This is a genomic window from Xanthomonas sp. SI (genome assembly GCF_014236855.1).
Taxonomy (GTDB): domain Bacteria; phylum Pseudomonadota; class Gammaproteobacteria; order Xanthomonadales; family Xanthomonadaceae; genus Xanthomonas_A.
Genome location: NZ_CP051261.1, coordinates 202,321 through 222,410, shown reverse-complemented (window position 1 = coordinate 222,410; position 20,090 = coordinate 202,321). Strand labels below are relative to the sequence as shown.

General features: G+C 63.9%; 8 protein-coding genes, 2 tRNA genes and 3 rRNA genes. 8 read left to right on the top strand and 5 right to left on the bottom strand.

What is annotated here, in order from left to right; genetic code table 11:
- Window positions 1-171 precede the first annotated feature (171 nt).
- The 8 genes from gltB to HEP75_RS00955 all read left to right on the top strand — a co-directional run bounded on the left by gltB (window position 172) and on the right by HEP75_RS00955 (window position 14,145).
- Window positions 172-4,629 (top strand): glutamate synthase large subunit, encoded by a 4,458-nt coding sequence (gene gltB / locus HEP75_RS00990; protein WP_185825117.1) that lies wholly within the window; start codon window positions 172-174, stop codon window positions 4,627-4,629.
- A 130-nt stretch (window positions 4,630-4,759) separates the two neighbouring features.
- On the top strand, window positions 4,760-6,250 hold the full coding sequence (locus HEP75_RS00985; RefSeq protein WP_185814794.1) for an FAD-dependent oxidoreductase: 1,491 nt from the start codon (window positions 4,760-4,762) through the stop codon (window positions 6,248-6,250).
- Window positions 6,251-6,996: 746 nt separating this feature from the next.
- Window positions 6,997-8,055 (top strand): glycoside hydrolase family 5 protein, encoded by a 1,059-nt coding sequence (locus tag HEP75_RS00980; RefSeq protein WP_185825116.1) that lies wholly within the window; start codon window positions 6,997-6,999, stop codon window positions 8,053-8,055.
- A gap of 300 nt (window positions 8,056-8,355) precedes the next feature.
- Window positions 8,356-9,399: a glycoside hydrolase family 5 protein gene (locus tag HEP75_RS00975; RefSeq protein WP_185825115.1), complete on the top strand. Its 1,044-nt coding sequence runs from the start codon at window positions 8,356-8,358 to the stop codon at window positions 9,397-9,399.
- A gap of 204 nt (window positions 9,400-9,603) precedes the next feature.
- Window positions 9,604-10,659, top strand: a complete 1,056-nt coding sequence (locus tag HEP75_RS00970; RefSeq protein ID WP_185825114.1) for a glycoside hydrolase family 5 protein — start codon at window positions 9,604-9,606, stop codon at window positions 10,657-10,659.
- Between the two features lie 151 nt (window positions 10,660-10,810).
- On the top strand, window positions 10,811-11,689 hold the full coding sequence (locus HEP75_RS00965) for a methylglyoxal synthase (RefSeq protein ID WP_179571195.1): 879 nt from the start codon (window positions 10,811-10,813) through the stop codon (window positions 11,687-11,689).
- A gap of 540 nt (window positions 11,690-12,229) precedes the next feature.
- Window positions 12,230-13,588: a substrate-binding domain-containing protein gene (locus HEP75_RS00960; protein WP_185825113.1), complete on the top strand. Its 1,359-nt coding sequence runs from the start codon at window positions 12,230-12,232 to the stop codon at window positions 13,586-13,588.
- A gap of 95 nt (window positions 13,589-13,683) precedes the next feature.
- On the top strand, window positions 13,684-14,145 hold the full coding sequence (locus HEP75_RS00955; protein ID WP_255423952.1) for a PepSY domain-containing protein: 462 nt from the start codon (window positions 13,684-13,686) through the stop codon (window positions 14,143-14,145).
- 66 nt (window positions 14,146-14,211) lie between these two features.
- On the opposite strand, the gene rrf is transcribed toward HEP75_RS00955, so the two are convergent.
- The 5 genes from rrf to HEP75_RS00930 form a co-directional block, all read right to left on the bottom strand.
- Window positions 14,212-14,326: ribosomal RNA gene (rrf, locus tag HEP75_RS00950) — 5S ribosomal RNA — on the bottom strand.
- Between the two features lie 177 nt (window positions 14,327-14,503).
- Window positions 14,504-17,383 (bottom strand): 23S ribosomal RNA (locus tag HEP75_RS00945).
- Between the two features lie 226 nt (window positions 17,384-17,609).
- Window positions 17,610-17,686 (bottom strand) — tRNA-Ile (locus HEP75_RS00940).
- A gap of 77 nt (window positions 17,687-17,763) precedes the next feature.
- Window positions 17,764-17,839 (bottom strand) — tRNA-Ala (locus HEP75_RS00935).
- An 85-nt stretch (window positions 17,840-17,924) separates the two neighbouring features.
- A 16S ribosomal RNA gene (locus tag HEP75_RS00930) occupies window positions 17,925-19,469 on the bottom strand.
- The 16S, 23S and 5S rRNA genes sit together here with 2 tRNA genes alongside, the layout of an rRNA operon.
- Window positions 19,470-20,090 lie beyond the last annotated feature (621 nt).

Genomic DNA, 20,090 nt, shown 5'->3' with positions numbered 1-20,090 from the left:
GGTTGCGACGGCAAGGCGGTTGCCGCCACTACGGTTGCAGCTGCAACCGTGTATTGCGGCACCGCACCAACATGTGCTTTAGTCGATGTTCCGGTGACCTCAAGATGCGCTCCAGGATAGAGCGGGGGCGAGTGTCGCCGCGTTCCTTCGGATCGCTTTTCAGAGGCAGACATGGCCCCCCGCAACCGCCACGGGCTCTACGACCCCCAAGATGAGCGCGATGCCTGTGGTTTCGGCATGGTCGCGCAACTCGATGACCAACCCTCGCGGGCCTTGGTCGATACCGCCATTGCCGCGCTGTCGCGGATGACCCACCGTGGCGGCGTCGCCGCCGATGGCCTCACCGGCGACGGCTGCGGCCTGCTGATCCGCAAACCCGATGCGTTCCTGCGCGCGCTGGCGCGCGACGCCGGCATCGCGGTGGGCGCGCGCTTCGCCGCCGGCCAGGTGTTCATGCCGCGCGACGACGTGGACGGCGCCGCGCGCTGCCGCCAGGTGCTGGAAGAAGAACTGGTCCGCGCCGGCACCCAGCCGCGCGGCTGGCGGGTCACCCCCACCGACGATTCGGTATGCGGGCAGTTGGCCAAGGACACCTTGCCGCACATCGAGCAGGTGTTCGTCGATGCCGGCGCCGAGCACAGCGAGGACGGCTTCGCCCTGGCCCTGTTCCTGGCGCGCCGCCGCGCCGAACAGCGCCTGCGCGACGTCGCCGACTTCTACGTCACCACGCTCTCGCCCAACGGCATCAGCTACAAGGGCATGGTGCTGCCGGACAAGCTCAGCACCTTCTATCCGGATTTGCAGCGCAGCGACCTGGCCTCCAGCGCCATCGTCTTCCACCAGCGCTTCTCGACCAACACGCTGCCGCGCTGGCCGCTGGCGCACCCGTTCCGGCTGCTCGCGCACAACGGCGAGATCAACACCATCGAGGGCAACCGGCACTGGGCGCAGGCGCGCAGCAAGGTGTGGAAGACCCCGCGCTTCGACATCGCCGAGTTCGACCCGGTGATCTCGATGCACGGCTCCGATTCGCAGAGCCTGGACAACATGCTGGAGCTGCTGGTCGCCGGCGGCATGGACCTGCTGCAGGCGCTGCGCATCCTGGTGCCGCCGGCGACCCAGTCGCTGGAGTTCAAGGACGCCGACCTGGCGGCGTTCTACGAGTTCTACGGGCTCAACACCGAGCCGTGGGACGGCCCGGCCGGCATCGTCGCCTGCGACGGCCGCTATGCCGCGTGCATGCTCGACCGCAATGGGCTGCGCCCGGCGCGCTGGATGCTGACCTCCGACCGCCATTTCCTGGTCGCCTCCGAAGCCGGCGTGTGGGAACTGCCGGCCGAGCGCGTGACCCGCAAGGGCAAGCTCGGCCCGGGCGAGATGATGGCCATCGACCTCAAGCGCGGCGACCTGCTCGACTCGGACGCGATCGACCGCATCAACCGCGGCCGCGCCCCGTACAAGCAGTGGCTGCAGCAGGGCGTGACCTACCTGCAGACCGAGCTGATCGACCCCTCGCTGGTCGAGGAGCCGTTCGACGAGAGCACCCTGCGCAGCTACCACAAGCTGTTCCAGCTCAGCACCGAGGAAGTGGAGCAGGTGCTGCGGCCGCTGGCCGAGACCGAGCAGGAAGCCACCGGCTCGATGGGCGACGACACCCCGATGGCGGTGCTCAGCCGCCACACCCGGCCGCTGTACGACTACTTCCGCCAGGCGTTCGCGCAGGTCACCAACCCGCCGATCGACCCGTTGCGGGAAGACTGCGTGATGTCGCTGACCACCCAGCTCGGCAAGGAGACCAACATCTTCCATGCCGGCCCGGAGACGGTGAACCACGTCATCCTCAATTCGCCGGTGCTCAGCCAGCGCAAGCTGCGCCAGCTGCTGAAGATGGAGCAGTACCAGACCCGCAACGCGCAGATCGACCTGTCCTACAGCGTCGAGGAAGGCCTCAAGGCCGGCCTGGAACGGATCTGCGCGCAGGCCGAGCAGGCGGTGCGCGACGGCAAGGTCATGCTGCTGCTGACCGACCGCTACCCGGTGCCGGAACGGCCGATGGCGCATGCGCTGCTGGCCACCGGCGCGGTGCACCACCATCTGTCGCGCGCCGGCCTGCGCTGCGACGCCAACCTGATCATCGAGACCGGCACCGCGCGCGATCCGCACCACATGGCCTGCCTGCTCGGTTTCGGCGCCACCGCGGTGTATCCGTACTTGGCCTACCAGACCCTGTTCGACCTGGGCCGGCGCGGCATCCTGCTGCTGAAGAAGGGCGGCGAACAGGCGCAGATCGGCCGCAAGTACCGCAAGGGCATCTACAAGGGCCTGTCCAAGATCATTTCCAAGATGGGCATCTGCACCATCGCCAGCTACCGCGGCGCGCAGCTGTTCGAGATCGTCGGGCTGGATCCGGACGTGGTGCAGCTGTGCTTCCCCGACACCGCCTCGCGCATCGGCGGGGTGAACCTGGCGCGGCTGGATACCGAGGCGCGGCAGCTGACCGCGCGCGCCTGGAACGACCTGCTCAAGCCGGAAGTGGGCGGGCTGCTGAAGTACGTGCACGGCGGCGAGTACCACATGTACAACCCGGACGTGGTCATGACCCTGCAGCGCGCCACGCGCAGCGGCGAGCAGGCCGACTGGGCCGCATACGCAGACGCGGTGCATTCGCGTCCGCCGTCGGCGCTGCGCGACCTGCTGCAGCTCAAGCGCGCCGAGGTGCCGACCCCGCTGGACGAAGTCGCCCCGGCCGCCGACCTGCTGCGCCGCTTCGACACCGCTGCGATCAGCCTGGGCGCGCTGTCGCCCGAGGCGCACGAGGCGCTGGCGATCGCGATGAACCGCCTCGGCGGACGCAGCAACTCCGGCGAAGGCGGCGAAGACCCGGCGCGCTACGGCACCGAGAAGCGCTCCAAGATCAAGCAGGTGGCCTCCGGCCGCTTCGGCGTCACCCCCGAGTACCTGGTCAACGCCGAAGTGCTGCAGATCAAGGTCGCGCAGGGCGCCAAGCCCGGCGAAGGCGGCCAGCTGCCCGGGCACAAGGTCAACGAACTGATCGCGCGGCTGCGCTACGCCAAGCCGGGCATCGGCCTGATCTCGCCGCCGCCGCACCACGACATCTATTCGATCGAGGACCTGGCGCAGCTGATCTACGACCTCAAGCAGGTCAATCCGACCGCATTGGTGTCGGTGAAACTGGTCAGCCATGCCGGCGTGGGCACCATCGCCGCCGGCGTGGTCAAGGCCGGCGCCGACCTGATCACCGTGTCCGGCCACGACGGCGGCACCGGCGCCAGCCCGGTCAGCTCGATCCGCTATGCCGGCGTGCCGTGGGAACTGGGCCTGGCCGAGTCGCACCAGGCGCTGGTCGCCAACAACCTGCGCGACCGCACCATCCTGCAGACCGACGGCGGGCTGAAGACCGGCCTGGACGTGATCAAGGCCGCGATCCTGGGCGCCGACAGCTTCGGCTTCGGCACCGGCCCGATGATCGTGCTCGGCTGCAAGTACCTGCGCATCTGCCACCTCAACAACTGCGCCACCGGTGTGGCCACCCAGGACGAGCGCCTGCGCGCCAACTACTTCACCGGCCTGCCCGAGCGCGTGGAGAACTTCTTCAAGCTGCTGTCCGAAGAAGTGCGGCAATGGCTGTCGTACCTGGGCGCGCGCTCGCTGGACGAGATCATCGGCCGCACCGAGCTGCTGCAGCAGCTGGACGTGTCGCCACGCGAAGGCGTGCGCGTGGACCTGTCGCGGCTGCTCAAGGACGTGCGCTACGACGGCGGCCACTGTGCGGCGCAGCGCCTGTACGAATCGCCGGACAGCCTGGCCACGCAGATGGACGGCCTGCTCGCCGATGCGATCGCCAACAAGACCGGCGGCGACCATCGCTTCCTGATCCACAACACCGACCGCTCGATCGGCGCGCGCCTGTCCGGCGCCATCGCCCGCGTGCATGGCAACCACGGCATGGACGACGCGCCGCTGACCCTGCGCTTCCGCGGCTCGGCCGGGCAGAGCTTCGGCGCGTTCAACGCCGGCGGCCTGCAGCTGGAACTGGAAGGCGAGGCCAACGACTACGTCGGCAAGGGCATGGCCGGCGGCCGCCTGGTGGTGCGTCCGCCGCGCGGCGCGCGCTTCGAGGCGCGCAGCACCGCGATCATCGGCAACACCTGCCTGTACGGCGCCACCGGCGGCGAGCTGTACGCCGCCGGCCGCGCCGGCGAGCGCTTCGGCGTGCGCAACTCCGGCGCGCTGGCGGTGATCGAAGGTGCCGGCGACCACTGCTGCGAATACATGACCGACGGCATCGTGCTGGTGCTGGGCAAGGTCGGGCTGAACTTCGGCGCCGGCTTCACCGGCGGCCTGGCCTACGTGCTCGACGTGGACCGCGATTTCGTCGACCGCTACAACCACGAGCTGATCGACATCCATCGCATCTCCGCCGAAGGCTTCGAAAGCCACCGCCAGCACCTGCATAAGCTGATCAGCCGCCATCGCGAACTGACCGGCAGCATCTGGGCGCAGCAGATCCTCGACGAGTTCCGCGACTACGTCGGCAAGTTCTGGCTGGTCAAGCCGAAGGCGGCGAGCATCGAGTCGCTGACAGAATCGCTGCGCCGAGCCGCCTGATGGCGGCCCGTCGCAGCGAAGGGATTGGGGATTCGAGATTCGGGATTGGGAACAGCAAGCCCGCATCGGATCCGACGCCAGTCCCTCGCTTTCTCGAATCCCAAATCCCCAATCCCGAATCCCTGCCCCTATGAGCCGCAAACAAGCCTTCCAGTTCCTCGACCTGCCCCGGCAGATGCCGCAGCGCATCCCGGTGGAGCTGCGCACGTCCGGCGACTGGAACGAGCTGTACGGCAAGTTCGACAAGGCCGACGCGCAGTACCAGGCCGGGCGTTGCCTGGATTGCGGCAATCCGTACTGCAGCTGGAAATGCCCGGTGCACAACGCGATCCCGCAGTGGCTGCAGCTGGTGCAGGAGAACCGCATCGAGGAAGCCGCGGCGCTGTGCCACAGCACCAATCCGCTGCCGGAAGTGTGCGGCCGGGTGTGCCCGCAGGACCGCCTGTGCGAAGGCAGCTGCACGCTGGAGGAATTCGGCGCGGTCACCATCGGCGCGGTGGAGAAGTACATCGTCGATACCGCGCTCAGCAACGGCTGGCGCCCGGACCTGAGCCAGGTCCAGGCCACCGGCAAGCGCGTGGCGGTGATCGGCGCCGGCCCGGCCGGGCTCAGCTGCGCCGATCGCCTGGTCCGCGCCGGCATCCATGCCGTGGTCTACGACCGCTACGAACAGATCGGCGGGCTGCTGCAGTTCGGCATCCCCAGCTTCAAGCTCGACAAGAGCGTGATCGGCAAGCGCCGCGAGGTGCTCGAAGGCATGGGCGTGGAGTTCCGCCTGGGCGTGGAGATCGGCCGCGACGTCAGCCTGGAGCAGTTGCTCGGCGAATACGATGCGGTGTTCCTCGGCACCGGTGCCTACCGCTACACCGACGGCGGCCTGACCGGCCAGGACCTGCCCGGCGTGCTGCCGGCGCTGCCGTTCCTGGTGCAGAACAGCCGCATCGTCAGCGGCAACGATCCCTGGGGCCGGCCGATCGCCGGCTGGGAAGACAAGATCGCGCTGCCGGACCTGAGCGGCAAGCGCGTGGTGGTGCTCGGCGGCGGCGACACCGGCATGGACTGCGTGCGCAGCGCGATCCGCCTGGGCGCGGCCAAGGTCACCTGCGCCTATCGCCGCGACGAGGCCAACATGCCCGGCTCGGCACGCGAAGTGGCCAATGCGCGCGAGGAAGGCGTGCGCTTCCTGTTCAACCGCCAGCCGCTGGCGGTGGAAGCCGATGCCAGCGGCAAGCTGGCCGGCGTGCGCGTGGTGCAGACCCGCCTGGGCGAACCCGATGCGCGCGGCCGCCAGGCCGCGGTGCCGGTCGAGGGCAGCGAATCGCTGCTGGACGCGGACGTGGTGATCATCGCCTTCGGCTTCTCGCCGAGCGTACCGGAATGGCTGGCCGCGCAGGGCGTGGAAGGCACCGCAAATGGCCGCATCCTGGCCGGCGGCAGCGACCCCGATGGCAGCGGCCGCCTGCCGTACCAGACCACCAACCCCAAGCTGTTCGCCGGCGGCGACGCGGTGCGCGGCGCGGATCTGGTGGTGACCGCGGTAGCCGAAGGCCGCGACGCGGCCGCCAGCATCGCCGAATGGATCGGCAACCGCCTGCCGGTGACCACCCAGGCCGCGGCCTGAGCGAGCTCTACCGCATCTAAGCAATAGCGTTGCATGCCCGGCGGTGAGCGGCCGGGCAGCGGGTTGCGGGTTGCGGGTTGACCGCAATACAGCGGCATTCGCCCATGGGAACAGCATCCGTCGAACTCAGTCGGGTCGGGGCTGAAGCCCCTCCCACAAGTGCCCCATCAGGCCCCACAGCTCCCTGTAGGAGCGGCTTCAGCCGCGACGAGCGAAGTCGGAAGACCATGCCGCTCGGCAATTGTCAGGGCTGAAATCCCCTTCCACACACAAGCGCACTCACCGGGCGCAGAAGATCCCCTGTGGGAGCGACTTCAGTCGCGACGAGCGGAGTCGGAACCCGTGTGGTTTCGGCTACCTGTCGGGGCTGAAGTCCCTTCTACAAGTGCACTCACCGGGCCCAGAAGATCCCTGTGGGTGTGACTTCAGTCGCGACGAGCAGCGTCGGAACCCGCTTGGTTTCGGCCACCTGTCGGGGCTGAAGCCCCTCCTACAAAAGCGCCAGTGAGTGGGGCTGCGACCGCTCACGCAGGCAACCCGGACCACACCAACCACCCATGCGCCACAGAACGGCGATCGCCCCTGCATCGCCACACGCGCAACGCCGTTTTTCGCGCGAGTGAATGAGGCGCTAACGCACGAGCGCCTAGGCTGGCCGCGCGGGTGCGATCCGCGCACCCTTGCACCGCCGGCTGCTTCCCCCGATGGCAAAACGGCATCCTCCCCTCCCCCAAGGACGCTCCCCCATGTCGCTTTCCTCTCTCTGGTCGTCGCGGTTGCGCCCCGTCGCGCCCGCCGTGTTCCTGCTCGTCGCCGCCTTCAGCGTGTCCGCCCAGGACGGCAAGAGCGTGCTCAAGTACGCCGGCGTCAACCTGTCCGGCGCCGAATTCAATTCCGGCAAGAAGCCGGGCACGCTGTACAAGGACTACACCTATCCGGGTCCGGCGGACTACAGCTACTTCGCCGGCAAGGGTATGAACATCGTGCGCCTGCCGTTCCTGTGGGAACGCCTGCAGCCCACCTCCAAGGGCGAGTTCGATCCGGCGCAGCTGGCGCAGATCAAGAAGGCGGTGGCGCAGGCCAAGGCCAGCCACCTGCATCTGATCCTGGACCCGCACAACTACGCCAAGTACAACGGCGCGCTGATCGGCAGCGACGGTGCGCCGGCCGAGGTGTTCGCCGACCTGTGGCGGCGCCTGGCGACCGAATTCAAGGACGACGACACGGTGATCTTCGGCCTGATGAACGAGCCCAACGCGGTGTCCTCCACCGATTGGGCCGCGGCCGCGCAAGCGGCGATCAACGCCATCCGCAAGGCCGGCGCCAAGAACCTGATACTGGTCCCCGGCACCGCCTACACCGGCGCGCACAGCTGGCGCAGCACCTACTACGGCACCTCCAATGCGGTGGCGCTGCAGCCGCTGACCGATCCGGGCAACCGCATGGCCTTCGAAGCGCACCAGTACTTCGACAAGGACAACAGCGGCACCAAGGGCGAATGCGTCAGCGCCACCGCCGGTGCCGAGAAACTGTCCGGCTTCGTCAGCTGGCTGCGCGAGAATAAAAAGGTCGGTTTCATCGGCGAGTTCGCCACCGCCGATACCCCCGTCTGCAACCAGGCCCTGGAAGGCCTGCTCAGCTACATCGAGCAGAACAACGACGTGATCGTCGGCTGGACCTGGTGGGCGGCCGGCGCGTGGTGGAAGAACGACTACCCGTTCAACGTGCAACCGAACAAGGACGGCAGCGACAAGCCGCAGATGTCGATCCTGTCCAAGCACGCGCACAAAGTGACCGGAAAGTAGGCGCGCAGGCGCCGCCGGGCGATCGTCCGGCGCGCCGTTGCGAAACAAGCGCAGAAGCTACCGGACAGCATCGCGTACGTACGCCGCCGCATGCATTGCGGCGGCGATGGCCGACAGAGAACCAGTGCGTGTTGGCCATGCCAAGCCCTGCACAGATCCGCGCATGCACGCATGCCGGTCGTAGTGGCGGAAGCGGGAATGCATTACGGTGCGAGCAAGCACACCGTTTGTCATCAGCTCGGCCAGCCCGCGATCCGCCCTGGCCGAGTCTCCCCCCGCTGATGCAGAAGGAGGCTCCCCATGGTCCATTCGTCGCCGTGCCTGCGCGCACTGCGCCTGGCGCTGTTGTTGTCCCTGCTCGTCGTGCTGCCGCCATTGCACGCGCAAGGCGTGCTGAAATTCGCCGGCGTCAATCTGTCCGGTGCGGAGATCAGCTCCAGCAAGAAGCCCGGCGTGGTCAACGTCGACTACTTCTATCCGCGCGATGCCGATTACGCCTATTTCGCCGGCAAGGGCATGAACATCGTGCGCCTGCCGGTGTTGTGGGAACGCCTGCAGCCCACGCCGCAGGGCCGGCTGGACCCCGCGCAGCTGGCGTTGATCAAGGCCGCGGCGAAGCAGGCCAAGGCGCAGCGCATGCATCTGATCGTGGACATCCACAACTACGCCAGCTACTACGGCAACAAGATCGGCAGCGCGAACGTGCCGATCAAGACCTTCAGCGATCTGTGGCAACGCCTGGCGCTGGAGTTCAAGGACGACAACGCCGTGGTCTTCGGCCTGATGAACGAGCCGAACAACATCGCGCCCGGGCTGTGGGCGTCTGCCGCGCAGGCGGCGGTCGATGCGATCCGCGTCACCGGTGCGCGCAATCTGATCCTGGTGCCGGGCGCGCTGTGGAGCGGCGCGCACAGCTGGTATTCGACCGTCGGCGGCGAATCCAATGCCACCGCGCTGGCGTCGCTGTACGACCCGCTGCGGCGCACCGCCATCGAGGTGCACCAGTATCTGGACATCGATTCCAGCGGCACCAGCGCCACCTGCGTGAGCGGCAGCATCGGTGCCGAACGCCTGATCGGCTTCACCGACTGGCTGCGCAAGACCGGACACATCGGTTTCCTGGGCGAGTTCGGCGCCGCCGACAATGCCGCTTGCCGGCAGGCGCTGGACGGCATGCTCGGCTACATCGAACAACACCGTGCGGTGTGGCTGGGCTGGAACTATTGGGCCGGGGGCGCATGGTGGAACGCGGACTATCCATTCAACGTGCAACCCGGCGCGGATGGCCGCGACAAACCGCAGATGTCGATCCTGTCGCCCAGGGCGAAGCGCATCGCGCGCTGACACCGCGTTTCCTGCAAGAGAGAACTCCGCAGCGCGGGCCGAGCGAGGCCTGAGCGTCGGCGACGGCATGCCGTCTTGCCGACACGCCGGCGCCACGCACGCGCACCGCTGGCATGCCGATTGCAACGGATGGGGACAGCCCGCGCCACACACCTGGTACGCGGCGGCGCCCATTCGCTCTTCCCCCACGAAGAAGGCAATCCCATGCAACGCCATCCCAACCTCCCCACTCCCTCACGCTGGCTGCTGCGCGCAGCGCTGTGCCTGCTGCTGGCCACCGGTACGTCCACCGCGCTCGCCCAGAACGGCGCGCACTACGCCGGCCTCAACCTGGCCGGCGCAGAATTCAATTCGGCCAAGAAACCAGGCGTAGTCTTCAAGGACTACCTGTATCCGCGCGACAGCGACTACGCCTACGTCGCCGCGCAAGGCATGAACATCGTGCGCCTGCCGTTTCTGTGGGAACGCCTGCAGCCCACCGCCAACGGCGAGCTGGACGCCGCCCAGCTCGGCTATCTGCAGACCGCGGTGAGCCGCGCCAAAAGCCACAACCTGCGCGTGATCCTGGACCTGCACAACTACGCCAAGTACAACGGCGCGCGGATCGGCAGCGACGGCACGCCCGCCAGCGTGCTGGCCGACCTGTGGCGGCGCCTGGCGATCGTGTTCGGCAACGACGACGCGGTGATCTTCGGGCTGATGAACGAGCCCAACGGCATTTCCTCCGGCGACTGGACCGCCGCCGCGCAACTGGCGATCGATGCGATCCGCGGCGCCGGCGCCTATAACCTGATCATGGTGCCGGGCACCGCGTACACCGGGGCGCACAGCTGGAACAGCACCTGGTACGGCGTATCCAACGCGACATCGCTGGTGTCGATCGAGGACCCCGTCGAAAACCTGGTGTTCGAGGTCCACCAGTACCTGGACCAGGACTACAGCGGCACCAGCGCCGACTGCGTCAGCGCCACGATCGGCTCGGAAAAACTGCAGGGCTTTACCCAGTGGCTGCGCGCCAACGGCTACAAGGGCTTCCTCGGCGAATTCGGCGCCAGCGGCAACGCCACCTGCATGGCCGCGCTCGACGACATGCTCGGCTACGTGCACGACAACGCCGACGTGTGGCTGGGCTGGACCGCCTGGGCCGCCGGCGCGTGGTGGAAGACCGATTACGCGTTCAACCTGCAGCCGAACCAGGACGGCAGCGACAAGCCGCAGATGAGCGTGCTGTCGGCGCGGGCGCGGGAGATCGTGCAGTAGCCGGGATTGGGGATTCGGGATGACGGGATTGGTGGAGCGCGGGGCGGCTGGGTTCAGCGGCGTGAACCTTAGGTCTGTGGCGATAGCGGGCGATTGAGTCCGTACCGCGATCCGGCGCAGACTGTCGTTCCTCTTCAGCACGGATCGACGTATGCGCCTGGGCCTGGCCGCCAACCGACTGCACCACCAGGGCAAGGACGCCGCCCTGTTCCGCTGGCTGCGCGCCTGCGAGGCTGGCATCCGCGAACTGCAGCTCGGCCTGCACGCGGTCGGCCGCACCCACGAGGCGATCGCGCGCGCCGGCTGGCTGTCCGGCTACGCGGAACTCAAGCGCTATCCGTTCGGCCGCGAAGGCGGGCTGATGAAGCTGGTCGCCGAAGTGGTAGGCCTGGAAGGCGCCGAACGCACCCTCGACGGTGCGATCTATTTCATCGACCCGGTCGATCCCTCGTCGATCTTTCCCGAAGCCATCGCGCTCAAGCGCCAATGCGTGATCCACGGCAAGCCCTTCATCTCCACCGTGGCCAGCGCCCGCGACTGGATCGAGATGGAGCGCGTGCACGCCGGACTGGCGGCCGACGCCGGTGCCGACGACCTACACGCGCTGGAGCGGCACACCCTGGCGCTGATCGCGCACGATGCGATGAAGCCGCAGATGCTGGCCTTCGCCAGCGAGCATTTCGACCTGCTGTCGCGCTTCGCCGAGCGCGTGGCCACCGGCACCACCGGTCAGCGCCTCAACGAACTGGCCTGGAGCCGCGGCTGGCCGCAGGGCCAGGACTGGGTACATCGCTACCAGAGCGGACCGATGGGCGGCGATGCGCAGATCGCCGACCGCGTGCTGGAACGGCGCTGCCAACGCGCGATCTTCTTCGAGGATCCGCACGTGGCGCGCCAGCACGAGGCCGACATCCAGCTGCTGGAGCGCGCGGTGACCACGGTGACCGACAGCGCGGTCTGCATCACCTCGCCCCTGGTCGCCGCTCGCTGGGCGCAGGCAGCGGCGAAGCGGGCGCTGCCGTCGGCCTGAGCGCTGGTGCAAGCGTTTCTCCAGGCCATTCGCTTCCTGTAGGAGCGACTTCAGTCGCGACGCGCATTACCGAGAAACATGCCCATCGCGATTTTGGCGCGAAGCCATCTGGAGTCGCTCCCAACTAGTGTCGTCTCCAAGGCGAAATGCTCCCAGCGGTATCCGGACGTCGCCAAGCCTGGGCCGGGTGCACGGTTCCAGGAGGGACCAGCTGTGCCGCGCTGGGTTCTGCCATTCGAAGTGACCTTATCCAAGCGCCTTTTCATCGCACTGGCCTGGCAGCCTCTTCGTGCCCCCTCGCTTCGCTCTCGAGCACACGCGATAGCAGCAGGCCTGCGCAGGCTGGATGACACGTCTGCATGCTCCGTTCCTCCGCTAGGCCGCCGCAGCCGGCAACGTCAGCCTTAGCCGCGAAAAGATACGCACTCGCGATCGCCACACTTCATGTGCCCCGCACACATCGCGTGACCGCGCTCACAGTCACTGCCATGTCACGCCTGTCGCCAACACTGCCGCCTGTCCAGATCCTGGGGGGATCCGATGTCGCGTTTCATCTTGCACCTGCTGTTGCTGGGTGCCGCAGTGCTGTGCTCCATTCCGTCCGCCGCCGCGCAGCAGGCCGAACGCCTGCGCGTGCATGGCTCCAACAGTGTCGGCGCGCAGCTGATGCCGGCACTCGTCGAATCCTGGTTGCACAGCATCGGCTATCGGCAGATCCAGCGCCGCCGTGTCGATGCGGCAACGCTGGAAATCTCCGCACTGCGCGACGAGGCACCGCTGGTGGTGGAGATCGGCAGCGCCGGTTCGGCCGCCGGCTTCGCCGATCTGGTTCGCGGCGACGCCGAGCTGGCGATGCTGGCGCGGGTTCCCGATGCGCGCGAACGCGATGCCGCCTGGCAGCTTGGCGACCTGGCCTCGCCGGACCAGAACTTCATCCTCGCCCTGGACGGCGCGCGCGTGCTGGTCGCCGCCGACAATCCGCTGGCCTCGCTCAGCGTCGCGCAATTGCGCGACATCCTCAGCGGGCGGCTGACGCGCTGGTCGCAACTCGGTGGCGCCGATCTGCCGATCGAAGTGCAGCGCAACACGGAGCACAGCGGATTGGGCGATTTCCTGCGCGAACGCCTGCCGCTGCCGGCGGCGGCGCGGGCCGCCTCGCAACACATCCATCCCAATCTGGTCGAAGCGGCACAGGCCGTGGCCGGACAACCTGCAGCGCTGGCGATCGTCGCGCTGACCACGCCGCTACCGGCCGGCACGCGTGCGCTCGCCATCGCCGACGGCGGCATCGCCGTACTGCCCACGCCGGCCAGCATCCGTGGCGAAGACTATCCGTTGGTACAGCGCTACAGCCTGTACGGCGGGCAGATGATGTCGGCCCTCGGCCGCAGCCTGGCGCTGTATTCGGTCGGCGCGCAGGCGCAGCAAGTCGTGCGCCGGATCGGGCCGATCCCGATGGCCATCGCGCCCGATCCAACCCAAACGGCCCAGGCAGGCCCCGACACGCGCCAGACCGATGCTTACCTGCAGGCCGGCGCCGGCGGGCAGCGCCTGACCACGACCCTGCGTTTCAGCCTGCAGTCGTTGAACTCGATGTTCGAGGCGCGCAGCGCGCAGGACCTGGACCGCTTGATCGCCTACATGCAGCAGCCGGCCATGCGCGGCCGCGCCTTGGGCATCATCGGCTTCGCCACGCCGGACACGGCCAATCGCCTGTATCCGACCATCGCCAGCAACGACCGCGCCGACGTGGTCGCGGCCTATCTGTCCCAGCGCGGCATCGTGGTCAAACGCGCACGCGGACTGGGCGCGGCACGCCCCTTGGTCGGCGGCGAGGATGCGGCGGCCAAGGCGCGCAACGAGCGGGTCGAGATCTGGCTGCTGGATGCCGGGCGCTGACCGCTACGACGCAAGCTGAACGCAGCGCCCGCATATTCACTCGCTGCAGAACTCCCGGTTGGGAGCATGACGATTCTGGTCAAACGGAGAACGTCATGAACGACACCAACAAGATCCTGTCGCGGCCGCTGCTGGCGATGTCGCTTTCCTTCGCGCTGGCCGTCGGCAGTGCCCATGCGCAAGCACCGGCGCCGGCCGGCCCCGCACTGACCCAGGCGCAGGTAAAGGCCCTGCTGAGCGAGCAGGGTTACACCAAGCTGGACAAGCTGAAATTCGAAGACGGCCTCTGGAAGACCGAAGCCACCAGCGGCGACGGCAAGCGCGGCGATGTGCGGGTCGGTGCACGCGGCGGTCGCATTTACGCGGAAGGCGTGCCGTCGAAGCTGAGCGAAGCGGAGGTGCGTGCGGCATTGACGACGGCGGGGTACACGCAGGTACACGACGTGAAGTACGACGACGGTTTGTGGCAAGCGCAGGCGCACAGTACGACGGGCCAGCGGGTAGAGGTGTACGCGGACCCGGAGGACGGGCGCGTGGTGAGCGCAGAGCGGGACTGACGTTTTGCTTTTTTGCGCCCAATAAAAAATCCCCGTCCTTGTGAGGACGGGGATTTGGGGTAAAGCCCCTGGCGATGACCTACTCTCGCATGGCTTGAGCCACACTACCATCGGCGCAGCTGCGTTTCACTTCCGAGTTCGGGATGGGATCGGGTGGTTCCACAGCGCTAATTTCACCAGGGAGACGGTTGGAGTGTCGCCGCGATGCGTCGTTCGAACAAGGCACGGATGTGTGCTTAGGTCGAAGGACGGCATTGGGCGCCAGCCTCTCATAGGGTGTGACGTAGCGAGCGATTGGATAGCTATCGACGTGTTGTCGCGCTAAGGGTTACTTCTTGAGGAAGCAACTTGAGGTTATATGGTCAAGCCGCACGGATCATTAGTATCAGTTAGCTCAATGCATTGCTGCACTTACACACCTGACCTATCAACCACGTAGTCTACATGGTTCCTTAAGGGGGCTTGTGCCCCGGGAAGTCTCATCTTGAGGCGCGCTTCCCGCTTAGATGCTTTCAGCGGTTATCGCTTCCGAACATAGCTACCCGGCAATGCCACTGGCGTGACAACCGGAACACCAGAGGTTCGTCCACTCCGGTCCTCTCGTACTAGGAGCAGCCCCTCTCAAACTTCCAACGCCCATGGCAGATAGGGACCGAACTGTCTCACGACGTTCTGAACCCAGCTCGCGTACCACTTTAAATGGCGAACAGCCATACCCTTGGGACCGACTACAGCCCCAGGATGTGATGAGCCGACATCGAGGTGCCAAACACCGCCGTCGATATGAACTCTTGGGCGGTATCAGCCTGTTATCCCCGGAGTACCTTTTATCCGTTGAGCGATGGCCCTTCCATACAGAACCACCGGATCACTAAGACCTACTTTCGTACCTGCTTGATCCGTCGATCTTGCAGTCAAGCACGCTTATGCCTTTGCACACAGTGCGCGATGTCCGACCGCGCTGAGCGTACCTTCGTGCTCCTCCGTTACTCTTTAGGAGGAGACCGCCCCAGTCAAACTACCCACCATACACGGTCCCCGATCCGGATTACGGACCTAGGTTAGAACGTCAAGCACGACAGGGTGGTATTTCAAGGATGGCTCCACTGCAGCTAGCGCCACAGTTTCATAGCCTCCCACCTATCCTACACAGACGAACTCAACGTTCAGTGTAAAGCTATAGTAAAGGTTCACGGGGTCTTTCCGTCTTGCCACGGGAACGCTGCATCTTCACAGCGATTTCAATTTCACTGAGTCTCGGGTGGAGACAGCGCCGCTGTCGTTACGCCATTCGTGCAGGTCGGAACTTACCCGACAAGGAATTTCGCTACCTTAGGACCGTTATAGTTACGGCCGCCGTTTACTGGGGCTTCGATCAAGAGCTTCGCCTTGCGGCTGACCCCATCAATTAACCTTCCAGCACCGGGCAGGCGTCACACCCTATACGTCCACTTTCGTGTTTGCAGAGTGCTGTGTTTTTGATAAACAGTCGCAGCGGCCTGGTTTCTGCGACCCTCTTCAGCTATAGCTCGCATGAGCCACCAAAAAGGGTGCACCTTCTCCCGAAGTTACGGTGCCATGTTGCCTAGTTCCTTCACCCGAGTTCTCTCAAGCGCCTGAGAATTCTCATCCTACCCACCTGTGTCGGTTTACGGTACGGTCTGCGTAAGCTGAAGCTTAGGAGCTTTTCCTGGAAGCGTGGTATCAGTGACTTCGTCTAAAAGACTCGTCTCGGTGCTCGGTCTTAAAGGATCCCGGATTTGCCAAAGATCCAAACCTACCGCCTTTCCCCGGGACAACCAACGCCCGGTACACCTAACCTTCTCCGTCCCTCCATCGCACTTACGCGAGGTGCAGGAATATTAACCTGCTTCCCATCGACTACGGCTTTCGCCCTCGCCTTAGGGGCCGACTCACCCTGCGCCGATTAACGTTGCGCAAGGAAACCTTGGGCTTTCGGCGTGCGGGTTTTTCACCCGCATTATCGTTACTCATGTCAGCATTCGCACTTCCGATACCTCCAGCAGACTTCTCAATCCACCTTCAACGGCTTACGGAACGCTCCTCTACCGCGCATCGCTTATCGCGATGCACCCCAAGCTTCGGTTCACTGCTTAGCCCCGTTAAATCTTCCGCGCAGACCGACTCGACCAGTGAGCTATTACGCTTTCTTTAAAGGGTGGCTGCTTCTAAGCCAACCTCCTGGCTGTCTGTGCCTTTCCACATCGTTTTCCACTTAGCAGTGAATTTGGGACCTTAGCTGTGGGTCTGGGTTGTTTCCCTTTTCACGACGGACGTTAGCACCCGCCGTGTGTCTCCCGGATAGTACGTACTGGTATTCGGAGTTTGCAATGGTTTGGTAAGTCGCGATGACCCCCTAGCCATAACAGTGCTCTACCCCCAGCAGTATTCGTCCGAGGCGCTACCTAAATAGCTTTCGAGGAGAACCAGCTATCTCCGGGTTCGATTAGCTTTTCACTCCTAATCACACCTCATCCCCTACCTTTGCAACGGGAGTGGGTTCGGGCCTCCAGTCAGTGTTACCTGACCTTCACCCTGGGCATGACTAGATCACCCGGTTTCGGGTCTACTGCCCGCGACTATGCGCCCTTATCAGACTCGGTTTCCCTTCGCCTCCCCTATACGGTTAAGCTTGCCACGAACAGTAAGTCGCTGACCCATTATACAAAAGGTACGCAGTCACTCTTGCGAGCTCCTACTGCTTGTACGCACACGGTTTCAGGATCTATTTCACTCCCCTCTCCGGGGTTCTTTTCGCCTTTCCCTCACGGTACTGGTTCACTATCGGTCGGTCAGGAGTATTTAGCCTTGGAGGATGGTCCCCCCATATTCAGACAGGGTTTCACGTGCCCCGCCCTACTCGTCTTCACTGGAATGGCCCTTTTAAATACAGGGCTATCACCTTCTATGGCCAACCTTTCCAGGTTGTTTTTCTAGAACCATACCAGCTTAAGGGCTAGTCCCCGTTCGCTCGTCACTACTTAGGGAATCTCGGTTGATTTCTTTTCCTCCGGTTACTTAGATATTTCAGTTCACCGGGTTCGCTTCCAGCAGCTATGTATTCACTGCAGGATACTGCCGAAGCAGTGGGTTTCCCCATTCGGACATTGCCGGATCAAAGCTTGTTGCCAGCTCCCCGACACTTTTCGCAGGCTGCCACGTCCTTCATCGCCTCTGACCGCCAAGGCATCCACCGTGTGCGCTTATTCGCTTGACCATATAACCTGAAGTTGCCTCCAAGCTATGCTGAGTCCGGGGGTACAAAGCCCGGACGCGAACTATAACGACTCAATTTCTAGGGACTCGAGGTCCCCGCCTTAGCCACAACGACACGTCAAGATAGTTTGATCTCAAACGCTCGCTACGTCACAAATTTTAAAAGAACATACCCCAGCCTCAATGCTGGCGCATCTTAAATTCTTAGTGTGCTTATACATTCAGAGTGGTGGGTCTGGGAGGACTCGAACCACCGACCTCACCCTTATCAGGGGTGCGCTCTAACCACCTGAGCTACAGACCCAAAGTCTTGCGCTCTTGCAGTTCCCTTAGACAGTCCGCACATGGATGTGCGGGCGTTTGCAGAGGGATCTGCAAATCTGGTGGAGCCAGTCGGGATCGAACCGACGACCCCCTGCTTGCAAAGCAGGTGCTCTCCCAGCTGAGCTATGGCCCCGAAATCGGGGTGCCCCGCCCTGTGGCGGAACTCTCTGAATGCAGGTTACTTGTGAGGACGCCTGTAGGCGTAGTTGTCTTGCTCAAAAGGAGGTGATCCAGCCGCACCTTCCGATACGGCTACCTTGTTACGACTTCACCCCAGTCATCGGCCACACCGTGGCAAGCGCCCTCCCGAAGGTTAAGCTACCTGCTTCTGGTGCAACAAACTCCCATGGTGTGACGGGCGGTGTGTACAAGGCCCGGGAACGTATTCACCGCAGCAATGCTGATCTGCGATTACTAGCGATTCCGACTTCATGGAGTCGAGTTGCAGACTCCAATCCGGACTGAGATTAGGTTTCTGGGATTGGCTTACTCTCGCGAGTTTGCAGCCCTCTGTCCTAACCATTGTAGTACGTGTGTAGCCCTGGTCGTAAGGGCCATGATGACTTGACGTCATCCCCACCTTCCTCCGGTTTGTCACCGGCGGTCTCCTTAGAGTTCCCACCATTACGTGCTGGCAACTAAGGACAAGGGTTGCGCTCGTTGCGGGACTTAACCCAACATCTCACGACACGAGCTGACGACAGCCATGCAGCACCTGTCTCACGGTTCCCGAAGGCACCAATCCATCTCTGGAAAGTTCCGTGGATGTCAAGACCAGGTAAGGTTCTTCGCGTTGCATCGAATTAAACCACATACTCCACCGCTTGTGCGGGCCCCCGTCAATTCCTTTGAGTTTCAGTCTTGCGACCGTACTCCCCAGGCGGCGAACTTAACGCGTTAGCTTCGATACTGCGTGCCAAGTTGCACCCAACATCCAGTTCGCATCGTTTAGGGCGTGGACTACCAGGGTATCTAATCCTGTTTGCTCCCCACGCTTTCGTGCCTCAGTGTCAGTGTTGGTCCAGATGGCCGCCTTCGCCACAGATGTTCCTCCCGATCTCTACGCATTTCACTGCTACACCGGGAATTCCGCCATCCTCTACCACACTCTAGTTGCCCAGTATCCACTGCAATTCCCAGGTTGAGCCCAGGGCTTTCACAACGGACTTAAACAACCACCTACGCACGCTTTACGCCCAGTAATTCCGAGTAACGCTTGCACCCTTCGTATTACCGCGGCTGCTGGCACGAAGTTAGCCGGTGCTTATTCTTTGGGTACCGTCAGAACAATCGGGTATTAACCGACTGCTTTTCTTTCCCAACAAAAGGGCTTTACAACCCGAAGGCCTTCTTCACCCACGCGGCATGGCTGGATCAGGCTTGCGCCCATTGTCCAATATTCCCCACTGCTGCCTCCCGTAGGAGTCTGGACCGTGTCTCAGTTCCAGTGTGGCTGATCATCCTCTCAGACCAGCTACGGATCGTCGCCTTGGTGGGCCTTTACCCCGCCAACTAGCTAATCCGACATCGGCTCATCTATCCGCGCGAAGCCCGAAGGTCCTCCGCTTTCACCCTAAGGTCGTATGCGGTATTAGCGTAAGTTTCCCTACGTTATCCCCCACGAAAAGGTAGATTCCGATGTATTCCTCACCCGTCCGCCACTCGCCACCCATGGTATTGCTACCACTGTGCTGCCGTTCGACTTGCATGTGTTAGGCCTGCCGCCAGCGTTCACTCTGAGCCAGGATCAAACTCTTCACTTAAAATTACAGACCCGAAGGTCAATACTTTGAATATGCAGAGTTCAAACCAAGCTTACGTATCGCTTGCTTAGCAATTGATTTGTTGCTCTTGATTCGAACGTCTGCAAGATGGACATACTTCCACCTGCAGGCGCCCTCACAAGTTACCTGCGCACACTGTCAAAGAACTTTGGGGCCGGCCTCAGCGCCTTTCCCGTTTCGCTTGCGACGTTTCCGTCGTAGCGAGCCGCCCATTATAGCGGACTTTTTCTTTCCGTCAACACCTCGTTTCGGAGGTTTCGACGCCGGCTTCGCTTCAAACCCGTAGGCTTTCCGCTGAACCGAGCCGCCCATCATAGCGGCTTTTTTGTTGCCGTCAATACCCTGATTTATCAGGAGGTTGACGCCGCTTCTTGATGAGGACCCGGAGGTCTTTTCGTTGAAGCGAGCCGGCCATATTAGCCGTTTTTTTCACGCCGTCAACACCCGATGTTCGCTAAGTGTTTCCGGCCCCGCGTCGCTTCTGTCGAGCCGAAGATCGGCAGCTGCGTAGCGGGCCGCGCATTCTACCGGGCCAGGAAAAAACGTCAACCGCTTTCTTGCGCTCGGTGTGTCTGCGGCCATCGCAGGCGCTTCCCGGCA

Excerpts from the sequence above, each read along its gene's own strand:
- gltB (WP_185825117.1), top strand. The coding sequence starts at position 172 with ATGGCCCCCCGCAACCGCCACGGGCTCTACGACCCCCAAGATGAGCGC.
- HEP75_RS00985 (WP_185814794.1), top strand. The coding sequence starts at position 4,760 with ATGAGCCGCAAACAAGCCTTCCAGTTCCTCGACCTGCCCCGGCAGATG.
- HEP75_RS00980 (WP_185825116.1), top strand. The coding sequence starts at position 6,997 with ATGTCGCTTTCCTCTCTCTGGTCGTCGCGGTTGCGCCCCGTCGCGCCC.
- HEP75_RS00975 (WP_185825115.1), top strand. The coding sequence starts at position 8,356 with ATGGTCCATTCGTCGCCGTGCCTGCGCGCACTGCGCCTGGCGCTGTTG.
- HEP75_RS00970 (WP_185825114.1), top strand. The coding sequence starts at position 9,604 with ATGCAACGCCATCCCAACCTCCCCACTCCCTCACGCTGGCTGCTGCGC.
- HEP75_RS00965 (WP_179571195.1), top strand. The coding sequence starts at position 10,811 with ATGCGCCTGGGCCTGGCCGCCAACCGACTGCACCACCAGGGCAAGGAC.
- HEP75_RS00960 (WP_185825113.1), top strand. The coding sequence starts at position 12,230 with ATGTCGCGTTTCATCTTGCACCTGCTGTTGCTGGGTGCCGCAGTGCTG.
- HEP75_RS00955 (WP_255423952.1), top strand. The coding sequence starts at position 13,684 with ATGAACGACACCAACAAGATCCTGTCGCGGCCGCTGCTGGCGATGTCG.